Source organism: Acidisoma sp., assembly GCF_965199065.1.
Classification (GTDB): Bacteria; Pseudomonadota; Alphaproteobacteria; order Acetobacterales; family Acetobacteraceae; genus Acidisoma.
In genome coordinates this window covers 1,256,474-1,276,602 of the sequence record NZ_CBDAQN010000003.1, presented here as the reverse complement: position 1 = coordinate 1,276,602, position 20,129 = coordinate 1,256,474, and the positions used below count along the sequence as shown (strand labels likewise).

General features: G+C 64.6%; 18 protein-coding genes. 17 read left to right on the top strand and 1 reads right to left on the bottom strand.

All coding sequences use genetic code 11. The features are described 5' to 3' along the window. Positions 1–5 precede the first annotated feature (5 nt). From treS to ACOEQ1_RS14035, 6 genes are all read left to right on the top strand, one after another. Complete coding sequence (treS, locus tag ACOEQ1_RS14060; protein WP_419759868.1) at positions 6–3,308, top strand: maltose alpha-D-glucosyltransferase; 3,303 nt, start codon at positions 6–8, stop codon at positions 3,306–3,308. Further along, on the top strand, positions 3,305–5,503 hold the full coding sequence (gene glgB / locus ACOEQ1_RS14055) for a 1,4-alpha-glucan branching protein GlgB (protein WP_419759867.1): 2,199 nt from the start codon (positions 3,305–3,307) through the stop codon (positions 5,501–5,503). Before treS ends, glgB begins: the two co-directional genes overlap by 4 nt. Before the next feature lies 1 nt (position 5,504). After that, positions 5,505–5,993 (top strand): nucleoside deaminase, encoded by a 489-nt coding sequence (locus tag ACOEQ1_RS14050; protein WP_419759866.1) that lies wholly within the window; start codon positions 5,505–5,507, stop codon positions 5,991–5,993. Between the two features lie 2 nt (positions 5,994–5,995). Next, positions 5,996–6,418 (top strand): VOC family protein, encoded by a 423-nt coding sequence (locus tag ACOEQ1_RS14045; protein WP_419759865.1) that lies wholly within the window; start codon positions 5,996–5,998, stop codon positions 6,416–6,418. A gap of 444 nt (positions 6,419–6,862) precedes the next feature. Continuing rightward, positions 6,863–7,132, top strand: coding sequence for an HU family DNA-binding protein (locus ACOEQ1_RS14040; protein ID WP_419759864.1), 270 nt, complete (start codon positions 6,863–6,865; stop codon positions 7,130–7,132). A gap of 126 nt (positions 7,133–7,258) precedes the next feature. After that, the gene (locus ACOEQ1_RS14035; protein ID WP_419759863.1) at positions 7,259–8,695 is read left to right on the top strand and encodes an FAD-binding oxidoreductase; all 1,437 of its coding nucleotides are present in this window, start codon (positions 7,259–7,261) and stop codon (positions 8,693–8,695) included. Positions 8,696–8,700: 5 nt separating this feature from the next. Here the strand turns inward: ACOEQ1_RS14035 and ACOEQ1_RS14030 are convergent, their stop codons facing one another. Continuing rightward, positions 8,701–9,351, bottom strand: coding sequence for a DsbA family oxidoreductase (locus ACOEQ1_RS14030; RefSeq protein ID WP_419759862.1), 651 nt, complete (start codon positions 9,349–9,351; stop codon positions 8,701–8,703). 183 nt (positions 9,352–9,534) lie between these two features. Between ACOEQ1_RS14030 and ACOEQ1_RS14025 the strand changes: the two genes are divergently transcribed. The 11 genes from ACOEQ1_RS14025 (at position 9,535) to ACOEQ1_RS13975 (ending at position 20,126) form a co-directional block, all read left to right on the top strand. Further along, entirely contained in the window at positions 9,535–10,269 is a 735-nt protein-coding gene (locus tag ACOEQ1_RS14025; protein WP_419759861.1) for a hypothetical protein, read from the top strand. Between the two features lie 101 nt (positions 10,270–10,370). Further along, positions 10,371–11,066 (top strand): NADPH-dependent F420 reductase, encoded by a 696-nt coding sequence (locus ACOEQ1_RS14020; protein ID WP_419759860.1) that lies wholly within the window; start codon positions 10,371–10,373, stop codon positions 11,064–11,066. Positions 11,067–11,107: 41 nt separating this feature from the next. Next, positions 11,108–12,334, top strand: coding sequence for a potassium channel family protein (locus ACOEQ1_RS14015; RefSeq protein ID WP_419759859.1), 1,227 nt, complete (start codon positions 11,108–11,110; stop codon positions 12,332–12,334). 310 nt (positions 12,335–12,644) lie between these two features. Then, positions 12,645–13,907 (top strand): 3-oxo-isoapionate-4-phosphate decarboxylase OiaX, encoded by a 1,263-nt coding sequence (gene oiaX / locus ACOEQ1_RS14010; protein WP_419759858.1) that lies wholly within the window; start codon positions 12,645–12,647, stop codon positions 13,905–13,907. Beyond that, positions 13,904–15,283 carry a four-carbon acid sugar kinase family protein gene (locus ACOEQ1_RS14005; RefSeq protein ID WP_419759857.1) on the top strand — a complete coding sequence of 460 codons (1,380 nt, stop codon included), beginning with the start codon at positions 13,904–13,906 and terminating at the stop codon, positions 15,281–15,283. Before oiaX ends, ACOEQ1_RS14005 begins: the two co-directional genes overlap by 4 nt. Before the next feature lie 15 nt (positions 15,284–15,298). Further along, positions 15,299–16,138 carry a phosphogluconate dehydrogenase C-terminal domain-containing protein gene (locus ACOEQ1_RS14000; RefSeq protein WP_419759856.1) on the top strand — a complete coding sequence of 280 codons (840 nt, stop codon included), beginning with the start codon at positions 15,299–15,301 and terminating at the stop codon, positions 16,136–16,138. 33 nt (positions 16,139–16,171) lie between these two features. Then, positions 16,172–17,206, top strand: a complete 1,035-nt coding sequence (locus tag ACOEQ1_RS13995; RefSeq protein WP_419759855.1) for a Gfo/Idh/MocA family protein — start codon at positions 16,172–16,174, stop codon at positions 17,204–17,206. Beyond that, the gene (gene nanR, locus ACOEQ1_RS13990; protein ID WP_419759854.1) at positions 17,206–17,982 is read left to right on the top strand and encodes a transcriptional regulator NanR; all 777 of its coding nucleotides are present in this window, start codon (positions 17,206–17,208) and stop codon (positions 17,980–17,982) included. The genes ACOEQ1_RS13995 and nanR overlap by 1 nt, the downstream gene beginning before the upstream one ends. A gap of 111 nt (positions 17,983–18,093) precedes the next feature. Further along, on the top strand, positions 18,094–18,243 hold the full coding sequence (locus tag ACOEQ1_RS13985) for a hypothetical protein (RefSeq protein ID WP_419759853.1): 150 nt from the start codon (positions 18,094–18,096) through the stop codon (positions 18,241–18,243). Continuing rightward, complete coding sequence (locus ACOEQ1_RS13980; RefSeq protein WP_419759852.1) at positions 18,236–19,180, top strand: 3-hydroxyacyl-CoA dehydrogenase; 945 nt, start codon at positions 18,236–18,238, stop codon at positions 19,178–19,180. The genes ACOEQ1_RS13985 and ACOEQ1_RS13980 overlap by 8 nt, the downstream gene beginning before the upstream one ends. A 13-nt stretch (positions 19,181–19,193) precedes the next feature. Then, positions 19,194–20,126 carry a 3-keto-5-aminohexanoate cleavage protein gene (locus ACOEQ1_RS13975; protein ID WP_419759851.1) on the top strand — a complete coding sequence of 311 codons (933 nt, stop codon included), beginning with the start codon at positions 19,194–19,196 and terminating at the stop codon, positions 20,124–20,126. The last annotated feature ends 3 nt before the right edge of the window (positions 20,127–20,129 follow it).

Genomic DNA, 20,129 nt, shown 5'->3' with positions numbered 1-20,129 from the left:
TGGATATGAGCAGCCAGCCTCCTCCCCTGGGAGACGATCCGCTATGGTATAAAGACGCCGTCATCTACCAGCTGCACATCAAGTCGTTCTTCGACGCGGACAATGATGGCGTCGGCGACTTCAAGGGATTGTTGCAGAAGCTCGACTACGTTGCCGAGCTTGGGGTCACTGCCATCTGGCTGTTGCCTTTCTACCCCTCGCCGCGCCGTGACGATGGCTACGACATCGCCGACTACCGCGGCGTACACGCCGATTACGGCACGCTCGAGGATGTGCAGCGCTTCATCGCGGCTGCCCATGACCGCGGTCTTCGCGTCATCACCGAGCTCGTCATCAATCACACGAGCGATCAGCATCCCTGGTTTCAGCGCGCACGTCTCGCACCGAAAGGTTCGCCGGAGCGCGACTTCTACGTCTGGTCCGACGACGACACGAAGTACTCCGGCACGCGCATCATCTTCGTCGATACCGAGAAGAGCAACTGGACCTGGGACGACGTGGCGGGCGCATATTACTGGCACCGCTTCTACTCGCATCAGCCGGATCTGAACTTCGACAATCCGGCGGTCATGGAGGAAGTGCTGGCCGTCATGCGCTTCTGGCTCGACCTCGGCATCGACGGGTTGCGGCTGGACGCGGTGCCTTATCTCGTCGAACGGGAAGGCACCAACAACGAAAACCTCGCCGAGACGCATGCGATCCTGAAGGTCATCCGGGCGGAAATGGATGCGTACGCGCCCGGCAAGATGCTCCTCGCGGAGGCCAATCAGTGGCCGGAGGATGCGCAGGTCTATTTCGGCGACGGCGATGAATGCCACATGTCGTTCCATTTTCCGCTGATGCCGCGGATGTATATGGCAATTGCCCGCGAGGACCGTTTCCCGATCACGGACATCATGCGGCAGACGCCGGATATTCCCGAGAACTGCCAATGGGCGATTTTCCTGCGCAACCATGACGAGCTTACGCTTGAAATGGTCACCGATAGCGAGCGGGATTACCTGTGGGAGACCTACGCGCGTGACCGCCGGGCGCGCATCAACCTCGGCATCCGCCGGCGATTGGCGCCGCTGCTGGAGCGCGACCGCCGCCGGATCGAGCTCATGAACGGCCTGTTGCTGTCGATGCCCGGCACGCCGGTCATCTATTACGGCGACGAAATCGGCATGGGTGACAACATCCATCTCGGCGACCGTGATGGTGTGCGGACGCCGATGCAGTGGTCGTATGACCGCAATGGCGGCTTCTCCCGCGCCGACCCCGCCTCGCTGGTGCTGCCGGTCGTCATGGACCCGCTCTATGGGTTCCAGGCGCTGAACGTGGAGGCGCAGGAGAGCGATCGGTATTCGCTGCTCAACTGGATGCGGCGCATGCTGGCCGTGCGGAAGAGCCACCCGGCTTTCGGCCGTGGCTCGCTGCGGTTCCTCTACCCCGGTAACCGCAAGGTGTTCGCGTATCTTCGCGAGTTGACCGGCGAGAAGGCGGAAACCGTGCTTTGCGTGTGCAATCTATCCCGCACGGCGCAGGCGGTGGAACTCGATCTCTCCGCTTACATCGGCCGCGTGCCCGTGGACATAGTCGGCGGGTCCGTGTTCCCGCCGGTTGGACAGTTGACCTATCTCCTGACCCTGCCGCCTTACGGGTCATTCTGGTTTTTGCTCGCACAGGAGGCTGAGTTGCCGACATGGCATACGCCGGCGCCGGAAGCGCTGCCCGAGTTCTCGACGATTGTCGTCCGTAACGGCGCTCTGGAAGCGGTGACGGGACCCTCCGGACGCCGCATCCTCGAAGGTGAGGCGCTCCCGGCCTACATCCCGAAGAGGCGCTGGTTCGGCTCCAAGGGGCAGGCGATCGACGGCGTCTCCGTCGCCTATGCGGTGCCGTTGCCGGGTGCGCCGGACGTGCTGATCGCCGAGGTCGAGACCCGCCAGGGAGGTCAGACGGACCGCTACGCGCTCCCTCTCGCGATCGCCTGGGACAGCGACAATCCTCTGCCGTTGGCGCAACAACTGGCGCTCGCGCGCGTTCGCCTCATCCGTCGCGTCGGCCTCATCACCGACGCGTTCGCGGTGGACGAGTTCGCCCATGCGGTATTGGCGAACCTCCTCGCCAGCCGTACAATTCCCTTGCCGCAGGGCGAGCTGCGCTTCCAGCCGACGTCGATTGCCGCCACGATGGAGATGCCGGAGCAACCTGAGATCCGGCGCTTCTCGGCCGAGCAGTCGAACAGCTCGCTGGTCATGGGCGATCTCGCGGTCATCAAGATCGTGCGTCATGTCACGCCGGGCATCCATCCCGAAGGAGAGATGACCCGGTTCCTCACCGAGAAGGGCTTCGGCAACACGGCCGCGCTCTTGGGCGAGGTGGTGCGGGTCGACCCCGACGGCACGCCCAACACGCTCATGCTGGTGCAGCATTTCGTCCGCAACCAGGGCGATGCCTGGACCTGGACGCTCGACTTCCTCGCCCGCGCGGTGGAGGAGCTGGCGGTCACCGGCCAGCAGGAGCGCGCGGAACACGATCAGTTCGCGACCTATACGGAGTTCGCGACCGCGCTCGGCCGCCGTCTTGGCGAGCTCCACGCGGTGCTGGCGCAGCCGACGGACAATCCGGACTTTTCGCCGGAGGTTGTCGAACCGGCGACCGCGGAGGAATGGGCGGAATCCGCAATCGAACAGATCCGGCTGGCCTTCGGCTTGCTCGAGGATCGCCGCGAATGGCCGGATGCAGAATCCGAGACGCTGGCGAAATCGCTGCTGCGGCAGGGCGACGCGCTGGAGCGCGCAGTGCGCGAGCTGGCGCAAGAGGGCATCGGGAGCCTCCGCACACGCATTCACGGCGACTTCCACCTCGGCCAGGTGCTGGTGGTGCAGAACGATGCCTACATCATCGATTTCGAGGGCGAGCCCGCGCGTCCGCTGCATCAGCGGCGGATGAAGTCGTCGGGCCTCAGGGATGTGGCGGGCGTGCTCCGCAGCTTCGACTACGCAACCGCGGCGGCGGCGGCGGCGCCTGGAACCAGCGCGCTTTCCCCGCAAGCGGCGGAGCGGCATGGCGTGCTGCTCGAACAGTTCCGCGAGCAGGCCGGACGGGTTTTCCTCGGGGCATACCGCGAAACGCTCGAGAGCGCGGTGAACCCCTGGGTGCAGGCAGCGGCCGAGACGCCGCTGCTGGATCTCTTCCTGATCGAGAAGGCGGCGTACGAGGTTCGCTATGAGGTCGCCAACCGTCCGGCCTGGCTGAGGATCCCGCTGCGTGGATTGGCGGACATCGCGACGCGTGTTCTGGCGACAGGGGAAGTAGTATGAGCGACGTTCTGTCCCGGACCGGACTGCCTGATTTCGGCGCTGTCGACGCCATCATCCATGCGCGGCACGGCGACCCCTTCGCGATCCTGGGGCCGCACGAGGGTCCGGGCGGGTGCATGGTTCGCACCTTCCAGCCCGGGGCCACTGCCGTGGAGGTCATCGCGGCCGACACGGACCGCGTGCTCGGCACGCTCGACAGCATCGACCCGGCGGGCTTCTGGAGCGGCACGATGCCCGCGTTGGTGCCCTACCGGCTGCGTATCAGCGCCCGCGACGAGGTCCGCATCACCGAGGACCCGTATGCATTCGGGCCGTCGCTCGGCGAAGTCGACATCTATCTGCTCGCCGAGGGCCGTCACCGTGAAATCGGGCGGACGCTGGGCGCGCACCTCACCACGCAGAACGGCGTCGCCGGCACCCGCTTCGCAGTCTGGGCGCCGAACGCGCGGCGCGTCTCCGTCGTGGGCAGTTTCAACCGCTGGGACGGGCGCTGCCACCCCATGCGGCACCATCCGGCCTCCGGCATCTGGGAGATGTTCGTTCCGCGCCTCGGCGCCGGCACGCTCTACAAGTATGAGATCCTGGGGCCCGACGGCTATGTTCTGCCGCTGAAGGCCGATCCGGTTGCGTCCGCGGCGCAGAAGCCGCCCGAAACCGCCTCCATCGTCGTCGACGACCGCTTCCGCTGGACCGATCACGCCTGGGTCGAGGGACGCCGCATCCCCTCCGGCAAGACGAACGCGCCGATCTCGATCTACGAGGTCCATGCCGGCTCGTGGTTGCCGGAAAGCGGCGATACCGGCGACGTCTGGACGCAGCTTGCCGAAAAGCTGGTGCCCTACGTGAAGGGCATGGGGTTCACTCATGTCGAGTTCATGCCGATCATGGAGCATCCGTTCGGCGGCAGCTGGGGTTACCAGCCCCTCGGCCAGTACGCGCCGAGTGCGCGGCTCGGCTCGCCAGAGAACTTCGCCCGTCTCGTCGACCGCTGCCATCAGGCGGGCCTCGGCGTCATCCTCGACTGGGTGCCGGCGCATTTCCCGGGCGACGCGCACGGATTGTTCCAGTTCGACGGCACGCCCCTGTACGAACATGCGGATCCGCGTGAAGGGTTCCACCAGGACTGGAACACCTACATCTATAACCTCGGACGCAACGAGGTGCGTGGCTTCCTCATCGGCAGCGCGCTGCACTGGCTCGAGCACTACCACGTCGATGCCTTGCGGGTGGATGCCGTCGCCTCGATGCTCTACCGCGATTACAGCCGCAAGCAGGGCGAGTGGGTGCCGAACGTCTACGGCGGCCGCGAGAACCTTGAATCCGTGTCGTTTCTCCGCGAACTCGCCGAGGTCGTCGGCCAGCGCTGCCCAGGTGCGCTGCTGATCGCGGAGGAGAGCACGGCCTGGCCCGGCGTCAGCCGCCCTGTCAGCGAGGGTGGTCTGGGGTTCGACTACAAGTGGAATATGGGCTGGATGCACGACACCCTGCATTACATGCAGGAGGAGACCATCAACCGCCGCTGGCATCATGACAGCATGACCTTCGGGCTGGTCTATGCCTTCTCCGAGAAGTTCGTCCTACCGCTCTCCCACGACGAGGTGGTGTATGGGAAAGGCTCGTTGATCGGGAAGATGCCAGGCGATCACTGGCAGAAGTTCGCCAACCTGCGCGCCTATTACGGCTTCATGTGGACCCATCCCGGCAAGAAGCTGATCTTCATGGGCGGCGACATAGCGCAGGACCGCGAGTGGAACCATGATCGTCCGCTCGACTGGTGGCTGCTGGACCGGCCGGAGAATGTCGGGGTGCAGGCCGTGCTGCGCGACCTCAACCGCGTCTATCAGGATCATCCCGCGCTGCACCGGCATGATTGCGACGATAGCGGTTTCCGCTGGATCGTCGGCGGCGATCGGGAGCAGAGCGTCTTCGCCTACCTGCGCTTCGGCGATCCGGGTGACAAGCCGGTCCTCGTGGTCTGCAATTTCACGCCGGTGCCTCGTGTCGGCTACCGGCTCGGTGTGCCGCAGGCGGGTGCGTGGCGCGAGATCATGAACACCGACGCCGGCATCTATGGCGGCTCGAACCTCGGCAACGGCGGCGGGGTTACAGCCGAGGATGAGCCCTGGGGCGAGTTTCCGGCCAGCGTCTCGCTGACCTTGCCGCCGCTGGCGACCGTCATCTTCGAAGCGCCCTGACATGGCGGAAGAGGACGAGCGGTTCATGCGCCGCGCGATTGCCATTGCGCGCGAGGCGGGGCAGGGGGACGGCGCAGTGCCGATCGGCTGCGTCATCGTGCGGGACGGCGAAATCATCGGCGAAGGCGCCAATGAGGTCGCCATCGACAACGACCCGACGGCGCATGCGGAGATCGTCGCCATCCGCCGGGCGACCAAGCGCGTTGGACCCGACCTGCGCGGGGCGACGCTCTACTCCACGCTCCAGCCCTGCGGAATGTGCAGCATGGCCTCGATCTGGTCCCACGTCTCGCGGGTCGTCTACAGCGCCGAGCGCGGGCAGGTGAACAGCATGTATTTCGAGGACCGGCACTTCGACACGATGGACTTCATCCGCGACGCCTTCCGCGACGACATGAGCTTCACCGGCGGCGTGCTGTCGGAGGAGAGCGTCGGGCTATACTACAAGCCCGGTGAAGAGGTACCGGCGGAGGAGCAAGGCAACAAGTGACCATGCCCAAGGTTAACCGCGTTCTGGAGACGTCGCTCTACGTCGCCGACCTCGATCTTTCCCAGGCGTTCTATGAGCGCGTTTTCGGCTTCGGGGTGATGCTCCGCGACCATCGGATGTGCGCGCTCGACGTGCCGGGGCGGCAGGCGTTGCTGCTGTTCAAGCTTGGCGCGTCGGTGACGCCCAGCGAAACGCCCTATGGCCTCATTCCGCCGCATGACGGCCACGGACGGCAGCACCTTTGCTTCTCTATCGACAGCGCGGATCTCGACGAGTGGCAGGCCCATCTCGAGGCCGTGGGCGTCGCGATCGAAAGCCGGCTGGAATGGGCGACAGGCGGTTCGAGCCTGTATTTTCGCGATCCCGACGACCATTCGATCGAGGTCGGCACCGCGGGACTTTGGCCGAACGATCCCGGACGCTGAGCTTTACCGCCGCCCGACCGATTATGATCGGGTTGAGTTTATCGTTTCGATAGCATTTTGAATGGCGAGATGGTCGCCGGGTCCAGCGCCGGGAATCTTCCTTCCTGCCTAGGCTCGCACTTCCCAGCCTTGGACATCCCAACCGACAGGCGTTGCATATTTGATGCGGCAAAAGTCTGGAGTTGGGCCGCTCTATGCGCTTGCTCGACAAAATGACATGCGTTGTCAAAAATTTTAATGCTGCGGATGCGAAGGCAGAATTGGAGCGGTCCGACGCTACCGGGCGCGAGTCGGACCCGAGCCCCAACGAAAGCCTCGCGAACAGCTAAATTATCGTAACGATACAAAATAGTTCTGTATCCGCAGTAAAGCCCTACTTGGGGCTTGCAATCACTGGCCTCCACATATTAGAGCGAAGAAACAACATGTTTGGGAAAGCGTGCGATGAGTAAGGCTTTTCTTGCCTCGGTTCTTCAGGATTCTCTTGATTGCACTGGCGTCGGTGCGAATCGCGCCGCCGCGGCGGTGATCGACGCAATTGTCCATGAGCTAAAGACGACCGGCGGTTTTACACTCTCGTCTTTCGGCACGTTCACCGTGAAAAAGACCAAGGCCCGCAAAGCGCTCAATCCCCGCACGGGCGAGCCCGTCAAGGTCAAGGCGGGCAAGACAGTCCGCTTCAAGGCCAGCCCGTCGCTCAAGAAAGAGGTCTGACGGCGACGCCTGCCTCTCGCGGGGCTTCCCGCGGTCGCTTGCCGGGCGTCGCGCGCCTCTGATACCGTTGCCGATCGTCGGCGCTCGTCGCCATGCGATAGAGCGTTAGAGGAGGGTGGCATCGGAATGGCTAAGCCGCTTGGAGCTTGGGGCGAGGCGGAATCGTCCTCGCCGCTGAACGAACTGGCGGCGGTCCTGCCGCCCGACATCCTCCTGACCGAGCCCGCCGACATGGAGCGGTTCGGGCGCGACTGGATGGGCGACTACCATACGCGCCCCTTCGCGGTCGCACGTCCACGCAATGCGGCGGGCGTGTCGCTCGTCGTCCGAGAGTGTCATCGCCTGCATATTCCGCTCGTGCCGCAGGGCGGGTTGACCGGCCTTGTCGGCGGTGGGGTGCCTACCGACGGCCGCGAACTCGTGCTGAGCCTCGAGCGCATGAACAAGGTGCGCAGCATCGACGTGATCGACTTCGCCATGGTGGTCGAGGCAGGTTGCGTGCTCGAGGAGGCGAAGCGTGCGGCCGACGCGGCAGGCTGCCTGTTGCCGATCTCTTTCGGGGCACAGGGAAGCTGCCGGATCGGCGGCAACGTCGCGACCAACGCCGGCGGCTTCAACGTTCTGCGCTACGGCATGACGCGCGATCTCGTTCTCGGGCTGGAGGTCGTTCTGGCGGACGGCCGCATCTGGAACGGGCTCAAGGTTTTGCGGAAGGATAACCGCGGCTACGACCTCAAGCAGATGTTCATCGGCAGCGAGGGCACGCTTGGCGTCATCACCGCCGCGGCGCTGAAACTCTTTCCGAAGCCCGTGCAGGTGGAGACGGCGTTCATCGGCCTTCGCACGGTCGAAGACGCAATGGCGCTCTACGCCCATATGCGGCATGCCTGCAGCGATCTCGCCACCGCCTTCGAATTGCTGATGCGCGCGCCGGTCGAGGTGTCGCTCGCGGCCGATCCAACGCTCGTCGATCCGCTGTCCGAACCTTACCCGGTCTATGTGCTGTGCGAACTGTCCTGCGGCGGCGGGATCGATCTGCGCGGCGTGCTGGAAGCGGCGCTCACGACCACCGAGGACCTTGTCGCGGATGCGGTCGTTGCGACGAGCGGCGAGCAGGCCAGCCGGCTTTGGCGGCTGCGGGAAACGATGGTGGAGCGACAGGGTAGGGGCGAGCGTTACTTCCGCACCGACATCTCGCTCCCGATTTCGCAGATCCCCGCCTTCGTCGGGCAGGTGACACCGCTCCTGGCCGCGCGCGTGCCCTCAGGCGACGTCATGCTGTATGGGCACGTCGGCGACGGCAATCTGCACCTCAACGTCATCCCGCCAACCGGCATCGGCGCCGAAGCGCGGGAAGCGTTGTTTCATGAGGCCGAGGCGACGATCTTCGGCGTCCTCGACCAGTTCGGCGGCAGCATCAGCGCCGAGCACGGCATCGGGCGGCTCAAACGCAGTGCGTTTCTTGACCGGATCGATGCGGTGTCGCTCGATCTTGCGACGCGGATGAAGCAGGCTCTCGACCCTGACGGTATCCTGAGCATGGGACGCATCCTGGACCTGTAGGACGATCAAGCCTCCTGCAGAGCAACCTGCCGGAGCGCCTGCTCGAAGACCTCGATCGGCTGCCCGCCGGAGATGAGATAGCGCCCGTCGATCACGACGGCCGGCACCGCGTTGATGCCTCGGGACCGCCAGAGGTCCTCGGCGTCCCGCACCTCCTCGGCATAACGGCCGGAGGCCAGTACCTCGCGCGCGGCGGTGCCATCGAGGCCCGATATCTCCGCGGCGGCAACCAGCACCTCGTGGTCGGCAACGTTCTGCCCCGCGGTGAAATAGGCGTCGAACAGGGCGTGCTTCAGCTTGGACTGCCGCCCTTCAAGCTCCGCCCAATGCAGCAACCGGTGCGCATCGAAGGTATTGTAGATGCGGCTCTGGTCGGACATCGCCATGGTGAAGCCGAGGCCCGCCGCGCGCTCCCGGATGATCTGGCGGTTGGCAGCCGACTGCGCCGGGGTGGAGCCGTATTTGTGCGTGATATGCTCGACGAGGTTCTGCCCTTCGGGCGGCATGTCGGGGTTCAGTTCGAACGGCTGAAAGCTGATGTCGGCGTTCACCGTATCGGCTGTCCGCGCGAGCGCTTCCTCCAAGGCACGCAGGCCGATGATGCACCAGGGGCAGGAGACATCCGACACGAAGTCGATCGTCAGTGTGCGAGCCATCGTCATATCCTTTGTGTAGCCGTGAACTTCATGTGGGAGAGGCGGGGCGCAGATGCCAGCCGAGCCGGTCCGAATGCTCGCGCGTGCGTAGTTTCCGAAGCTGTCTCGGGCGCGGGCCGCGGCTCATCATGATGGCGCACGATCGACATGTGCGTTCATGATCACTGGCCGAGGATACACGCTGTGACAACGACTGCGACGACCGCCGAAGGCACAGGACTTGCCGATGGCCGGGCGGGACTTTCAAAATCGGGCCGTCGGACGCTCGACAGCCTGTATGCGCATCCGCTGGCGCGCAATCTGGAATGGACCGACGTCATGGCGCTGTTCCGCGAGGCCGGGAGCGTCGAGCGCAAGGCGAATGACGAGACGGTCCTGCAGCTTGGCGGCGAGCAGCAGATGCTCCGGCGGCCGCACAGCAAAGATCTCACGCTGGACGAGGTGATGGAGATCCGCCACTTCCTGACCAGAGTGGGGATGTCGCCGCAGCGGGCTGCCACCGCCGACAACTTCCTGGTGACGATCGATCACCACGAGGCTCATGTCTATCACCTCGACCTGAGTGCGTCCGACCCGGCGAACAACGTCATAAAGCCCGCCGATCCGCATCATTTCCTGCACCATCTGACCCACAAGGATCAGACGCGGGAGCGCGGCCAGCGGGCGGCGGAGGACGCCACCTACTACGAACGAATCGCGCAGGCGGTGGCTGGAGCGGTGCCGCACGGCAAGATCGTCGTGATCGGGCACGGCGAGGGGCATAGCGATGCAGGCCACCACCTTATCGCCTGGATCAAGCTTCATCATGCCGAGGTCGCCCGGCATGTGATCGGCGAGGTGACTGCCGATCTCTCCAGCGCGACGCCACCCCAGCTTCTGAATATCGCGCGGGAGGCAATTGCGGCCAAGCCGGAATGAGGCGGTCCGCGCGAGCGACGCGGCTCGCGTCGGGGCGTTCAGGGCTTTTATAACGTGCCGTACGGCCGATATGAGCTGTCTCATGACCACGGAGCACTAACATGAAAATCGGCATTATTGGCGCCGGCCAGATCGGTGGAGCGCTCGCTCACCGTCTCACGGCCCTGCACCACGAGGTTCTCATATCGAACTCGCGAGGGCCTGACACGCTTCGAGACCTCGCGGCGGAGACGGGCGCAAAAGCGGTTCAACCCGCCGACGCGGTTCGCGGCGTGGATCTCATCGTGCTGACGATCCCCATGAATAAGGTTGCGTCTCTCCCCAAGAGCCTGTTCGCGGACGTTCCGGCCTCCGTGCCCGTCATCGACACCAACAACTACTATCCGCGCGAGCGCGACGGGCGCATCGAGGAGATCGAGTCTGGTCAGGTCGAGAGCCGCTGGGTTGAAAAGCAGATCGGCCACCCGGTCATCAAGGCGTTCAACAACATCTACGCCAAGCACCTGCTCGAAAACGGCAAGCCGAAAGGCACCTCCGGCCGCATCGCGCTTCCGGTGTCCGGGGACGACGCCGCGGCCAAGGCGAAGGTCATGGCGCTGATCGATGAGCTGGGCTTCGATCCGGTCGACAATGGGGGCCTGGATCACTCGTGGCGTCAGCAGCCCGGGTCGCCGGTCTACGTCAAGGACCACGACCTTGCGGGTGTGCGCGAAGCATTGGCCGCGGCGAAGCAGGAGCGGACGCCGCAGTGGAGCGGAACGGCCGCAAGCCCGGGCACGTTCGAGAAGCCGGCGTAACGCTGGCGTAAGGAGCCGCCAGACGCTTCCGGTGCAGCGAATTGCACGGTAACCCCGTCGAGCGGCTCCAGTCGGTCGCTGTCGTGGTGGCGGCCGCTGCGGTGGCATTCCTCGTGCTGCAGGATGCATTCGAGGTAATGCTGCTACCGCGCCGGGTACAGCGGCGCGCCCGCTTCGCGGTCGTCTATTTCCGCACGATGTGGCGCGGCTTCTCCACTCTCGCGACGAGCCTCAAGCCGCGCCGGGGACGTGAAGCGGTGCTGAGCCACTTCGGGGCTTTGGCGATGCTGGGTCTGTTCGCCTCCTGGGCCGCTGGACTGATCCTGAGTTTCGGGGTTCTCGATTGGGCGCTCGAGCCGGCGGCCAAGGCGTCCGCGCACGAGCGCTCCCTGCTCGACCAGATCTACATGAGCGGCGCCACTTTCTTCACATTGGGCTACGGCGATGTCGTCCCCCATACCGGCGTCACCCGGCTGCTGGCGGTGTTGGAGGCCGGCGTCGGCCTCGGGTTCATCGCCCTGGTCATCGGCTATCTGCCGCTCATCCACCAGTTGTTCTCGGCGAGGGAGGTGCTCGTCATCCAGCTCGACAGCCGGGCCGGGTCTCCCCCGACGGCGGCCGGACTGCTGGGCAGGCACGCCAACAATCTGGATGAGCTGGATGACTTTCTAAGGTCGTGGGAGGTGTGGGGCGCTCAGCTTCTTGAAGGACACCTCTCGTATCCAATGCTCGCTTATTATAGGTCGCAGCACGACAACCAGTCATGGCTGGCGGCGCTCACCGCCGTCACCGACTGCTGCGCCTTGATTATCGTGGGCGTCGATGGCGCCAAGGTGTTTCAGGCCCGGATGACGTTCGAGGTGATGCGTCAGGTGGCTGTGGAAATGGCCCGGTCCTTCCGGATCGCTCCCTCCCGCTACACCGGCGGAGACCGGTTGCCGGTGGAAGCCTCTGTGCGCCTGCAGGCAGCCCTGACGGAGGACGGTATCGAACTCGCCGCGGGAGGGCAGGCGTTTGAAGCACTTCGTGCTTTGAGGTCGACCTACGAGCCTCTTCTCGACGGGCTCGCGCAATACCTCATGCTGACGCTCCCGGACTGGATACCTGATGACGAGGCGGCCGACCATTGGACGCGCGGCCACCGCGGCCTGATGGCGGCGCGAGTGCTCGAACAACTAACGAAGATGCCGAACGGCTACCTCGCGGGAAGCGCAGCCGGGCAGGTGAAGCCATGGCGCCGCCTCCGCGCGTGGCTTCGTCAGGAATAAGGCGAAGGCGCTCGGCGGCCGCGAGTATCAAGCGCGGTCGGCCCAAGTCGTAACCAGCCATTGTTCGAGAGCCGCTCCGCGCAGAGCCCCGAGATCATGCGGCAGACCTCCTTTCAAACCCCCCGGACGGCCACCGTGCAGCGGGCCTGGATCGCGCGCCTGAGACAGACTGAGCCTCAAACGACCCCAATCGGGCCAGGGCATTGCCGCTAATTTCAAACTGGTATAATGACATCATCAGTCCGCGGACCGGGGGCTTGTGCGGTCAAGCGGTCCGAGGCGCGCGGCTGCCCGAGGAGACGTGATTACGATGGCGGCGATACGGCTGACCTATCGCATCGAGACCGGCGGCGACATCAGCCGGTTGGCCGAAAAGATCGCGAGTGACCAGTCAACAGGCACCTTTGTCGCCGTGCCTGGAGAGACAGCCGATCTGAAGGCCCGTTGTGCCGCGCGCGTCGCCGACATCCGGATGCTGGAGCCGCATGATGGCCCGGCCTTTCCACAGAACCGAGTTGAGGGCGGCGTCTATGCCCGGGCGGATGTCGACATCGACTTCCCCATGGAGGTGATCGGCACCGACATCGCGGCGCTGGTGACGATTGCCTTCGGCGGCGTGTTTTCGGTGCGCGGCCTGTCCGGCGTGCGCATCGTCGGCTTGAGCCTGCCGCCGGAGTTTATCCGGGCGCATCCGGGGCCGGCATTCGGCATCGCGGGCAGTCGCCGGCTAACCGGCGTCTACGGTCGTCCACTCATCGGCAGCATCATCAAGCCTAATCTGGGTCTCGCGCCATCCGAGGTTGCGGACGTCACCCGGGAGCTGGTGGAGGCAGGGGTCGACTTCATCAAGGACGACGAGAAGATGATGAACCCCCGCTATGCCCCATTGGCCGACCGGGTGCGCGCGGTGATGCCGGTGATCCTCGATCACGAGCAGAAGACGGGCCGGAAAGTCATGTACGCCTTCGGCATCGGGAGTGCTGACCTCGACACGATGCTGCGCCATCACGACATCGTCGCCGATGCGGGCGGCAACGCCGCCGTGATCCCGATCAACTCCATCGGCTACGGCGGGATGTCCTATCTCCGCAAACGGTCGCGCCTGGTGCTGCATGCACATCGCACGGGCTGGGACATGTTGACGCGCCATCCGGATCTTGGGCTCGACTTCAGCGTCTATCAGACGCTCTGGCGGCTGCTCGGCGTCGACCAGTTCCAGGTCAACGGCATCGGCGCCAAGTATTGGGAGCCCGACGACAGCTTCGTCCGCTCCTTCCATGACTGCATGACGCCGCTGCTCGACGAAAGCGACCGCGCCTTGCCGGTGATCGGCTCCGGGCAATGGGGCGGGCAGGCACCCGAGACGTTTGCCCGCAACGGCGGGTCGGTTGATCTGCTCTATCTTGGTGGTGGCGGCATCATGGGGCATCCGGGCGGCCCAGGCGCCGGCGTCCGCGCCATCACCCAGGCCTGGGAAGCGGCCGTGGCTGGCATCGCGCTCGAGGAACACGCGCGTGACCATCGTGAGCTTGCACAATCTATCGAGGCTTTTGGGAGATCGGGCTCGCCATGACCGGGCTGCCGGCCGGACCGCTCATCGCCTGGTATGGCGACGACTTCACGGGGTCGGCTGCCACGATGGAGGCGCTGACCTTCGCCGGCCTGCCGGCGGTGCTGTTCTTCGACATCCCTCGCCCGGAGCAACTGGCCCGTTTCCCGGGCATGCGCGGGATCGGGATTGCCGGGGTTGCACGGTCGAAATCGCCGGCGTGGATGCGGGATCATCTGCCGCCGATCTTCGCTGAGCTTCGCGCCAGCGGCGCCCCGCTCATCCACTACAAAATCTGCTCAACCTTCGATTCCTCACCGGCCGTGGGCTCCATTGGCGCGGCGATCGACATCGGCATGGAGGCGTTCGGCAACGGCTGGGTCCCTCTTGTCACGGCGGCGCCTGCCATTCATCGCTACCAGGCCTTTGGGAACCTCTTCGCCACTGTCGCCGGGACCGGCCATCGTCTCGATCGCCATCCGACGATGAGCCGGCATCCGGTGACGCCGATGCATGAGGCCGATCTCGGCCGCCACTTGGCGACGCAAACCACGCTGCCGTCCGGCGTCGTCGATTTTGTCGCCATGAAGGGTGGACGGGCTGACGACGTGATCGCGCAGCTGCGAGACAGCGGCGCGCGCATTCTTTCGCTCGATATCGTGGATCAGGAGACGCTGGCCGAAGCAGGCCGGCTGGTCTGGCAGCATCGCGATCCGGTGCAGTTCGTTGTCGGCTCACAGGGGGTCGACTACGCGTTGATCGCGTATTGGCAGTCATGTGGGCTCATTCCGGCGGGCGAGAAACTGACGACGGCCAGCCGCGCCCCTCATGTCGTGGCCGTATCCGGATCCTGCTCTCCGGTGACGGCGGAGCAGATCGCCTGGGCGGAAGCTCATGGCTTCGAGGGCATCCGGCTCGATCCCGCGGCCGCGGTCGACGAGCGGCGATGGGCGGCGGAGTTGGAGGCAGGAACCGCGCGCGCGTTGCGGGTGCTGTCGGATGGCCAGGATCCGGTGATCTACACTGCCCGGGGGCCGGATGACCCGTCGGTGCCGGCATTGCGTCAAGCGGTGGAGACGGCGGGCGTTTCGGCGGATGACGTGAACGACCGCATCGGGGACGGCCTCGGCCGCCTGCTCGACGGCGTCATGCGCAGCGCGGGCCTTGACCGCGGCATCATCGCCGGCGGTGACACGTCAAGCCATGCGGCACTCGCCCTGGGTGTCTATGCGCTCACGGCGCTGGCGGCGACGGTGCCGGGGGCGGCACTTTGCAAGGCGCACTCGGACGATCCGGCGCATCGCAATCTCGAACTGGCCCTCAAGGGTGGGCAGATGGGGACGCCGGACTACTTCGGGCGGATCAAGGCCGGCGGCCACCCGATTTCAGCAACCGCTTGAACGAAGGATGATGAGATGACCAAAATTGCTCTGCTCGGCGCAGGTGGAAAGATGGGCGTTCGCCTCTCCACTAATCTGCAAGGTTCGCGTTTCAGCGTCGATCATGTCGAGGTGTCGGAGGCCGGGCGCGAGCGGCTGCGGAACGCAACCGGCGCAGAATGCGTCGGGTTGGACAAGGCTTTGGGCCAGGCGGATGTCGTGCTCATGGCAGTGCCCGACCGGCTGATCGGAAAGATCGCGCATGAGATCATCGGGAAGGTCCGCCCCAACACGGCGCTGATCGTGCTTGACGCAGCCGCGCCATTCGCGGGCGAGATGCCGGACCGGAAGGATGTGACGTTCTTCGTCACCCATCCCTGCCATCCGCCGATCTTCAATGACGAGACCGACCCCGTGGCGAAGAACGACTTCTTCGGCGGCATTCACGCCAAGCAGCACATCGTTTGCGCCCTCATGCAGGGTCCGGAGGAGCACTATGCCCTCTGCGAGGAAATCGCCCGCGAGATCTACAAGCCGGTGATGCGCGCGCATCGCTGCACGGTTGAGGACATAGCGATCTTGGAGCCCGCCCTGTCCGAGACGGTCGGCATCACCCTCTGTCTCGCGATGCGGGAGGCAGTGGATGACGTGGTGCGCCGTGGGGTGCCGCGGCAGGCGGCGATGGATTTCATGCTGGGCCACATCAACATCGGCCTCTCGATTGCCTTTGAGGCTTTCCCGGAAGGAAAGTTCTCCGATGGCGCGCTCTATGCGATCGCACAGGCGAAGCCGCAGATTTTCCGCGAGGGCTGGCTCGACCGCGTCTTCAACAAGGATGCGGTGCTGAAGTCGGTTCAGGAAATCTGCAACGCCTGAAACCGAACCAGTGACGTCCCGGGGGGCATGATGATGGCGCAAACCAAGTTGCGTATGGCGGTGATCGGGTGCGGCTTCTTTGCCCAGAACCATCTCAACGCATGGGGCATGATCCCCGAGGTCGAGCTTGTCGCCGTCTGCGACCGCGACCCGGAGAAGGCGGAGGCCGCTCGTGCGCGGTTCCATGCTGGCCGCGCCTACACCGGCGCCGAAGCCATGTTTCAGGCCGAGAGACTGGACTTCGTCGATATCGTGACGACCATGGAAACCCATCGACCGCTCGTCGCTCTCGCGGCTCAACACGGCGTGCACGTCATCGTCCAGAAACCATTGGCGCCAAGCTGGGAAGATTGTGTTGCCATCGTCGAGACCTGTCGCGTGGCAGGGCTTCGTCTGATGGTGCACGAAAACTTTCGTTTTCAGACGCCGATCCTGGCAGTACGCAAGGCAGTGGCAGAGGGGCGGATCGGCACGCCGCACTTCGCGCAGCTCTCCTTTCGGAGCGGTTACGACGTCTACGCTGGCCAGCCTTATCTTGCCACGGAAAAGCGGTTCATCCTGATCGATCTCGGCATCCACATCCTCGATGTGTGCCGCGCGATCATGGGCGAGGCGCGGACGCTCTACTCCGTCACACAGCGGATCAATCCCGCGATTGTCGGAGAGGATGTGGCAACCACCGTCATCCGCCATGAGAACGGAGGCACCAGCATCGTCGATTGCAGCTACTCGAGCCAGCGGCTGCCGGAGCTGTTTCCCCAAACCATCCTGCGTATCGAGGGCGAGCGCGGCACCATCGAACTTCTCGAGGACTACTGCCTGCGCATCACCTCCAATGGAGCAGTGGAGGAACGGTCAGCCGAACCGGATGCGCCAAGCTGGACGGCCAAGCCTTGGCATGTCGTGCAGGAGAGCGTGCTCAACCTGCAGCGCCAGTGGGTGAGTGCCTGGCTCGACGGCACGGAGCCGGAGACATCGGGCGCCGACAACCTGCTCACCTATTCCCTCGTCATGGCCGCGTATGAATCCGCGGAGCGGAATGCCGTGGTCGTGCCCTGGAGAGGCTGATGCCGCGACCCGACAAGGCTGGAGCTTCCGGGCCGGAGCGCCGGCGCGAGGTCATCCCAATACGCAAGATCGTTCGTCGCAAACTCTCCGACGAGGTCTTCGATCGCCTGCTGCGCGAGATCGAGACAGGCGGGTATGCGCCGGACTCGCATCTACCTTCGGAGCGGGAGTTGATGGCCGCCTATGGCGTCGGGCGCCCAGCGATCCGCGAGGCCATGCAGCGGCTCGAAAAGCTTGGCCTTATCGTCATCGCGCATGGGGAGCGGGCGCGGGTCACGCAACCGACTGTCGCCGATGTGATCGGCCAGATCGAGCATGCCGCTCGGCACATTCTGGCGACGCAGCCGCAATCCCTGGCGCAATTGCAGGACGCCCGGATCTTCTTTGAAATCGGCATGGTGCGTGAAGCCGCACGCGTGGCGGCGCCAGCGGACATCGATCGGCTCGAGCGCGCATTGAGCCGCCAGACCTCCTATCTGAATGAAGATTCGGCACGTTTTGTTGCCGCGGATATGGAGTTTCACACGATGATCGCATCGATCACCGGCAACGCCGTGTTGGAGGCCGTGAGCCGTGCGATGCTGCACTGGCTGAGCATGTTTCATGCGAGCCTGCTGCTCTGGAAAGGCCATGAGACCGTCACGCTCGAGGAGCACAGGATCATCCTCGACGCGATCATCGCGCATGACGAAGACAGTGCCGCTGACGCGATGCGGATGCACCTGCAGCGCAGCCGCCGGCTGTTCCTGTCGGGGAATGCCCTGAAGAGGGCGTAGATTGCGTTGACCGTCTCAGACGCGTCATGGCATCGTCGAGTGTAAGCGCGAACCAAATCGCGCAAATCTGGTGTTGCGCTGCAATACGGACGCGCACGAGGAAACGAAGCCATGGATCTTGGATTATCAGGCAAGCAGATCGTCATCAGCGCGGGTGCCGGCGATACAGGCCGGGTCAAGGCCGAACGCTTGCCAGGCGAGGGGGCGCCCGATGTAATCCTGACGCAGAGGAATGACCTGACGGGAGAGGCGAATGGTTGAGAAGATTGCGGTCATCGGTAGCGGCCTCATCGGCCGGGCGTGGAGCATCAGCTTTGCGCGGGCGGGCTACGATGTCGCGCTCTATGATGCGAAGCCGGATGCGGCGGAGGCCGCGCTTGCGTTCGTTGATACTGTACTTGCCGATCTGCAAGGCAACGGCCTTCTCGCGGGTCACACGCCGGAGCAGGTCAGGCGGCGTATCACCCCGGCCGATGATCTTCGCTCGGCGCTAGACGGCGCGTCGCATGTACAGGAGAATACACCCGAGCGGATCGACATGAAGATCGCCGTGTTCCGGGAACTCGATGCGCTGGCGGGGCCGGATACGGTGCTCGCCAGCTCAACCTCGGCCCTGCTCCCGTCGGCCTTCACCGAGACGCTGGCAGGCCGGCATCGGTGTCTTGTCATTCACCCGATCAACCCGCCCTATCTCGTGCCGGCGGTCGAGGTCGTGCCTTCGCCCTGGACGGCGCCCGAGGTCGTGGAACGCGCGGCACAGATCATGCGCGGGGCAGGACAGACGCCGATCGTCATGAAGCGCGAACTCGATGGCTTCGTGATGAATCGCCTGCAGGGGGCGCTGTTGCAGGAGGCGTTTCGCCTCGTGGCGGATGGTTATGCCAGTGTGGAAGATGTGGACATCGGTATTCGCGACGGTCTCGGGTTGCGTTGGGCCTTTATGGGTCCTTTCGAAACCATAGAGCTGAATGCGCCTGGTGGCGTCGCGGACTACATCGCGCGTTTCGATGGGATGTACAAAAACCTCTGGAAGAGCCAGCAGCGCGCCGTGGATTGGATGGAGGCAAGTGACGCCATCGAGGCGGAGCGTCGGGTCGCGCTTCCAGCAGAGGGTCTTCATGAGCGCGCCACGTGGCGGGACCGCCGGTTGATGGCGCTGCTGGCTCACAAGCGCGCCGCCGCCAACGATATCGATTGAAAGGACAAGTTCCATGGCGACACCCAGAAAAGTCATCGTGACATGTGCGGTCACCGGCGCCATCCACACGCCGTCGATGTCGCCTCATCTTCCGGTGACGGCTGACGAAATTGCCGAGGCGGCGATCGGCGCCGCGGAGGCGGGTGCCGCCGTGTTGCATCTTCATGCCCGCGACCCTGAAACCGGCCGCCCGGATCAGCGGCCCGAGGCCTTCGCGCCTTTCCTGTCGCGCATCAAGCAATCGACGAACGCCGTGTTGAACCTGACCAGTGGCGGCAGTCCGTTCATGGGCATCGAGGAGCGCATCCGTCCCTCCACGACGTTCAAGCCCGAGGTCGCCTCGCTCAACATGGGATCGATGAACTTTGGATTGTTCCCGATGCTCGACCGCTTCAAGGACTTCAAGCATCCATGGGAGCGGGAGTTTCTCGAGAACAGCCGCGACCTGATCTTCCGGAACACGTTCAAGGACATCGAGTTCGCGCTCAACGCCATGAGCGGCAACGGCACGAAATTCGAGTTCGAATGTTACGATGTCGGCCACCTCTACAACCTTGCCCATATGCTCGACCGCAAGCTGGTGACGCCGCCGCTATTCGTGCAGACGGTCTTCGGGATTCTGGGCGGCATTGGCCCGCACCCGGAGGATGTGCTGCACATGCGCCGCACGGCGGACCGGCTACTTGGGGACGCCTATCAGTGGTCGGTGCTGGGTGCCGGGCGCAACCAGATGCCCATCGCGGCGATGGCGGCGGCAATGGGATCGCATGTGCGCGTGGGGCTGGAGGACAGCCTCTGGATTGGGCCAGGCAAATTCGCGGAGAGCAACGCGGCGCAGGTACGCAAGGTGCGCCAGATTCTCGAAGGCCTGGGGCTTGAATTGGCAAGCCCGGATGAGGCGAGGGCTCTGCTTGCGCTCAAGGGCGGGGATCAGGTGGGGTTCTGACCG

Excerpts from the sequence above, each read along its gene's own strand:
- ACOEQ1_RS13985 (WP_419759853.1), top strand. The coding sequence starts at position 18,094 with ATGGATCTTGGATTATCAGGCAAGCAGATCGTCATCAGCGCGGGTGCC.
- ACOEQ1_RS13995 (WP_419759855.1), top strand. The coding sequence starts at position 16,172 with ATGGCGCAAACCAAGTTGCGTATGGCGGTGATCGGGTGCGGCTTCTTT.
- ACOEQ1_RS14020 (WP_419759860.1), top strand. The coding sequence starts at position 10,371 with ATGAAAATCGGCATTATTGGCGCCGGCCAGATCGGTGGAGCGCTCGCT.
- ACOEQ1_RS14000 (WP_419759856.1), top strand. The coding sequence starts at position 15,299 with ATGACCAAAATTGCTCTGCTCGGCGCAGGTGGAAAGATGGGCGTTCGC.
- ACOEQ1_RS13975 (WP_419759851.1), top strand. The coding sequence starts at position 19,194 with ATGGCGACACCCAGAAAAGTCATCGTGACATGTGCGGTCACCGGCGCC.
- glgB (WP_419759867.1), top strand. The coding sequence starts at position 3,305 with ATGAGCGACGTTCTGTCCCGGACCGGACTGCCTGATTTCGGCGCTGTC.
- treS (WP_419759868.1), top strand. The coding sequence starts at position 6 with ATGAGCAGCCAGCCTCCTCCCCTGGGAGACGATCCGCTATGGTATAAA.
- ACOEQ1_RS14045 (WP_419759865.1), top strand. The coding sequence starts at position 5,996 with ATGCCCAAGGTTAACCGCGTTCTGGAGACGTCGCTCTACGTCGCCGAC.
- nanR (WP_419759854.1), top strand. The coding sequence starts at position 17,206 with ATGCCGCGACCCGACAAGGCTGGAGCTTCCGGGCCGGAGCGCCGGCGC.
- ACOEQ1_RS14035 (WP_419759863.1), top strand. The coding sequence starts at position 7,259 with ATGGCTAAGCCGCTTGGAGCTTGGGGCGAGGCGGAATCGTCCTCGCCG.
- ACOEQ1_RS14030 (WP_419759862.1), bottom strand. The coding sequence starts at position 9,351 with ATGGCTCGCACACTGACGATCGACTTCGTGTCGGATGTCTCCTGCCCC.
- ACOEQ1_RS14050 (WP_419759866.1), top strand. The coding sequence starts at position 5,505 with ATGGCGGAAGAGGACGAGCGGTTCATGCGCCGCGCGATTGCCATTGCG.
- ACOEQ1_RS13980 (WP_419759852.1), top strand. The coding sequence starts at position 18,236 with ATGGTTGAGAAGATTGCGGTCATCGGTAGCGGCCTCATCGGCCGGGCG.
- ACOEQ1_RS14040 (WP_419759864.1), top strand. The coding sequence starts at position 6,863 with ATGAGTAAGGCTTTTCTTGCCTCGGTTCTTCAGGATTCTCTTGATTGC.
- ACOEQ1_RS14005 (WP_419759857.1), top strand. The coding sequence starts at position 13,904 with ATGACCGGGCTGCCGGCCGGACCGCTCATCGCCTGGTATGGCGACGAC.
- oiaX (WP_419759858.1), top strand. The coding sequence starts at position 12,645 with ATGGCGGCGATACGGCTGACCTATCGCATCGAGACCGGCGGCGACATC.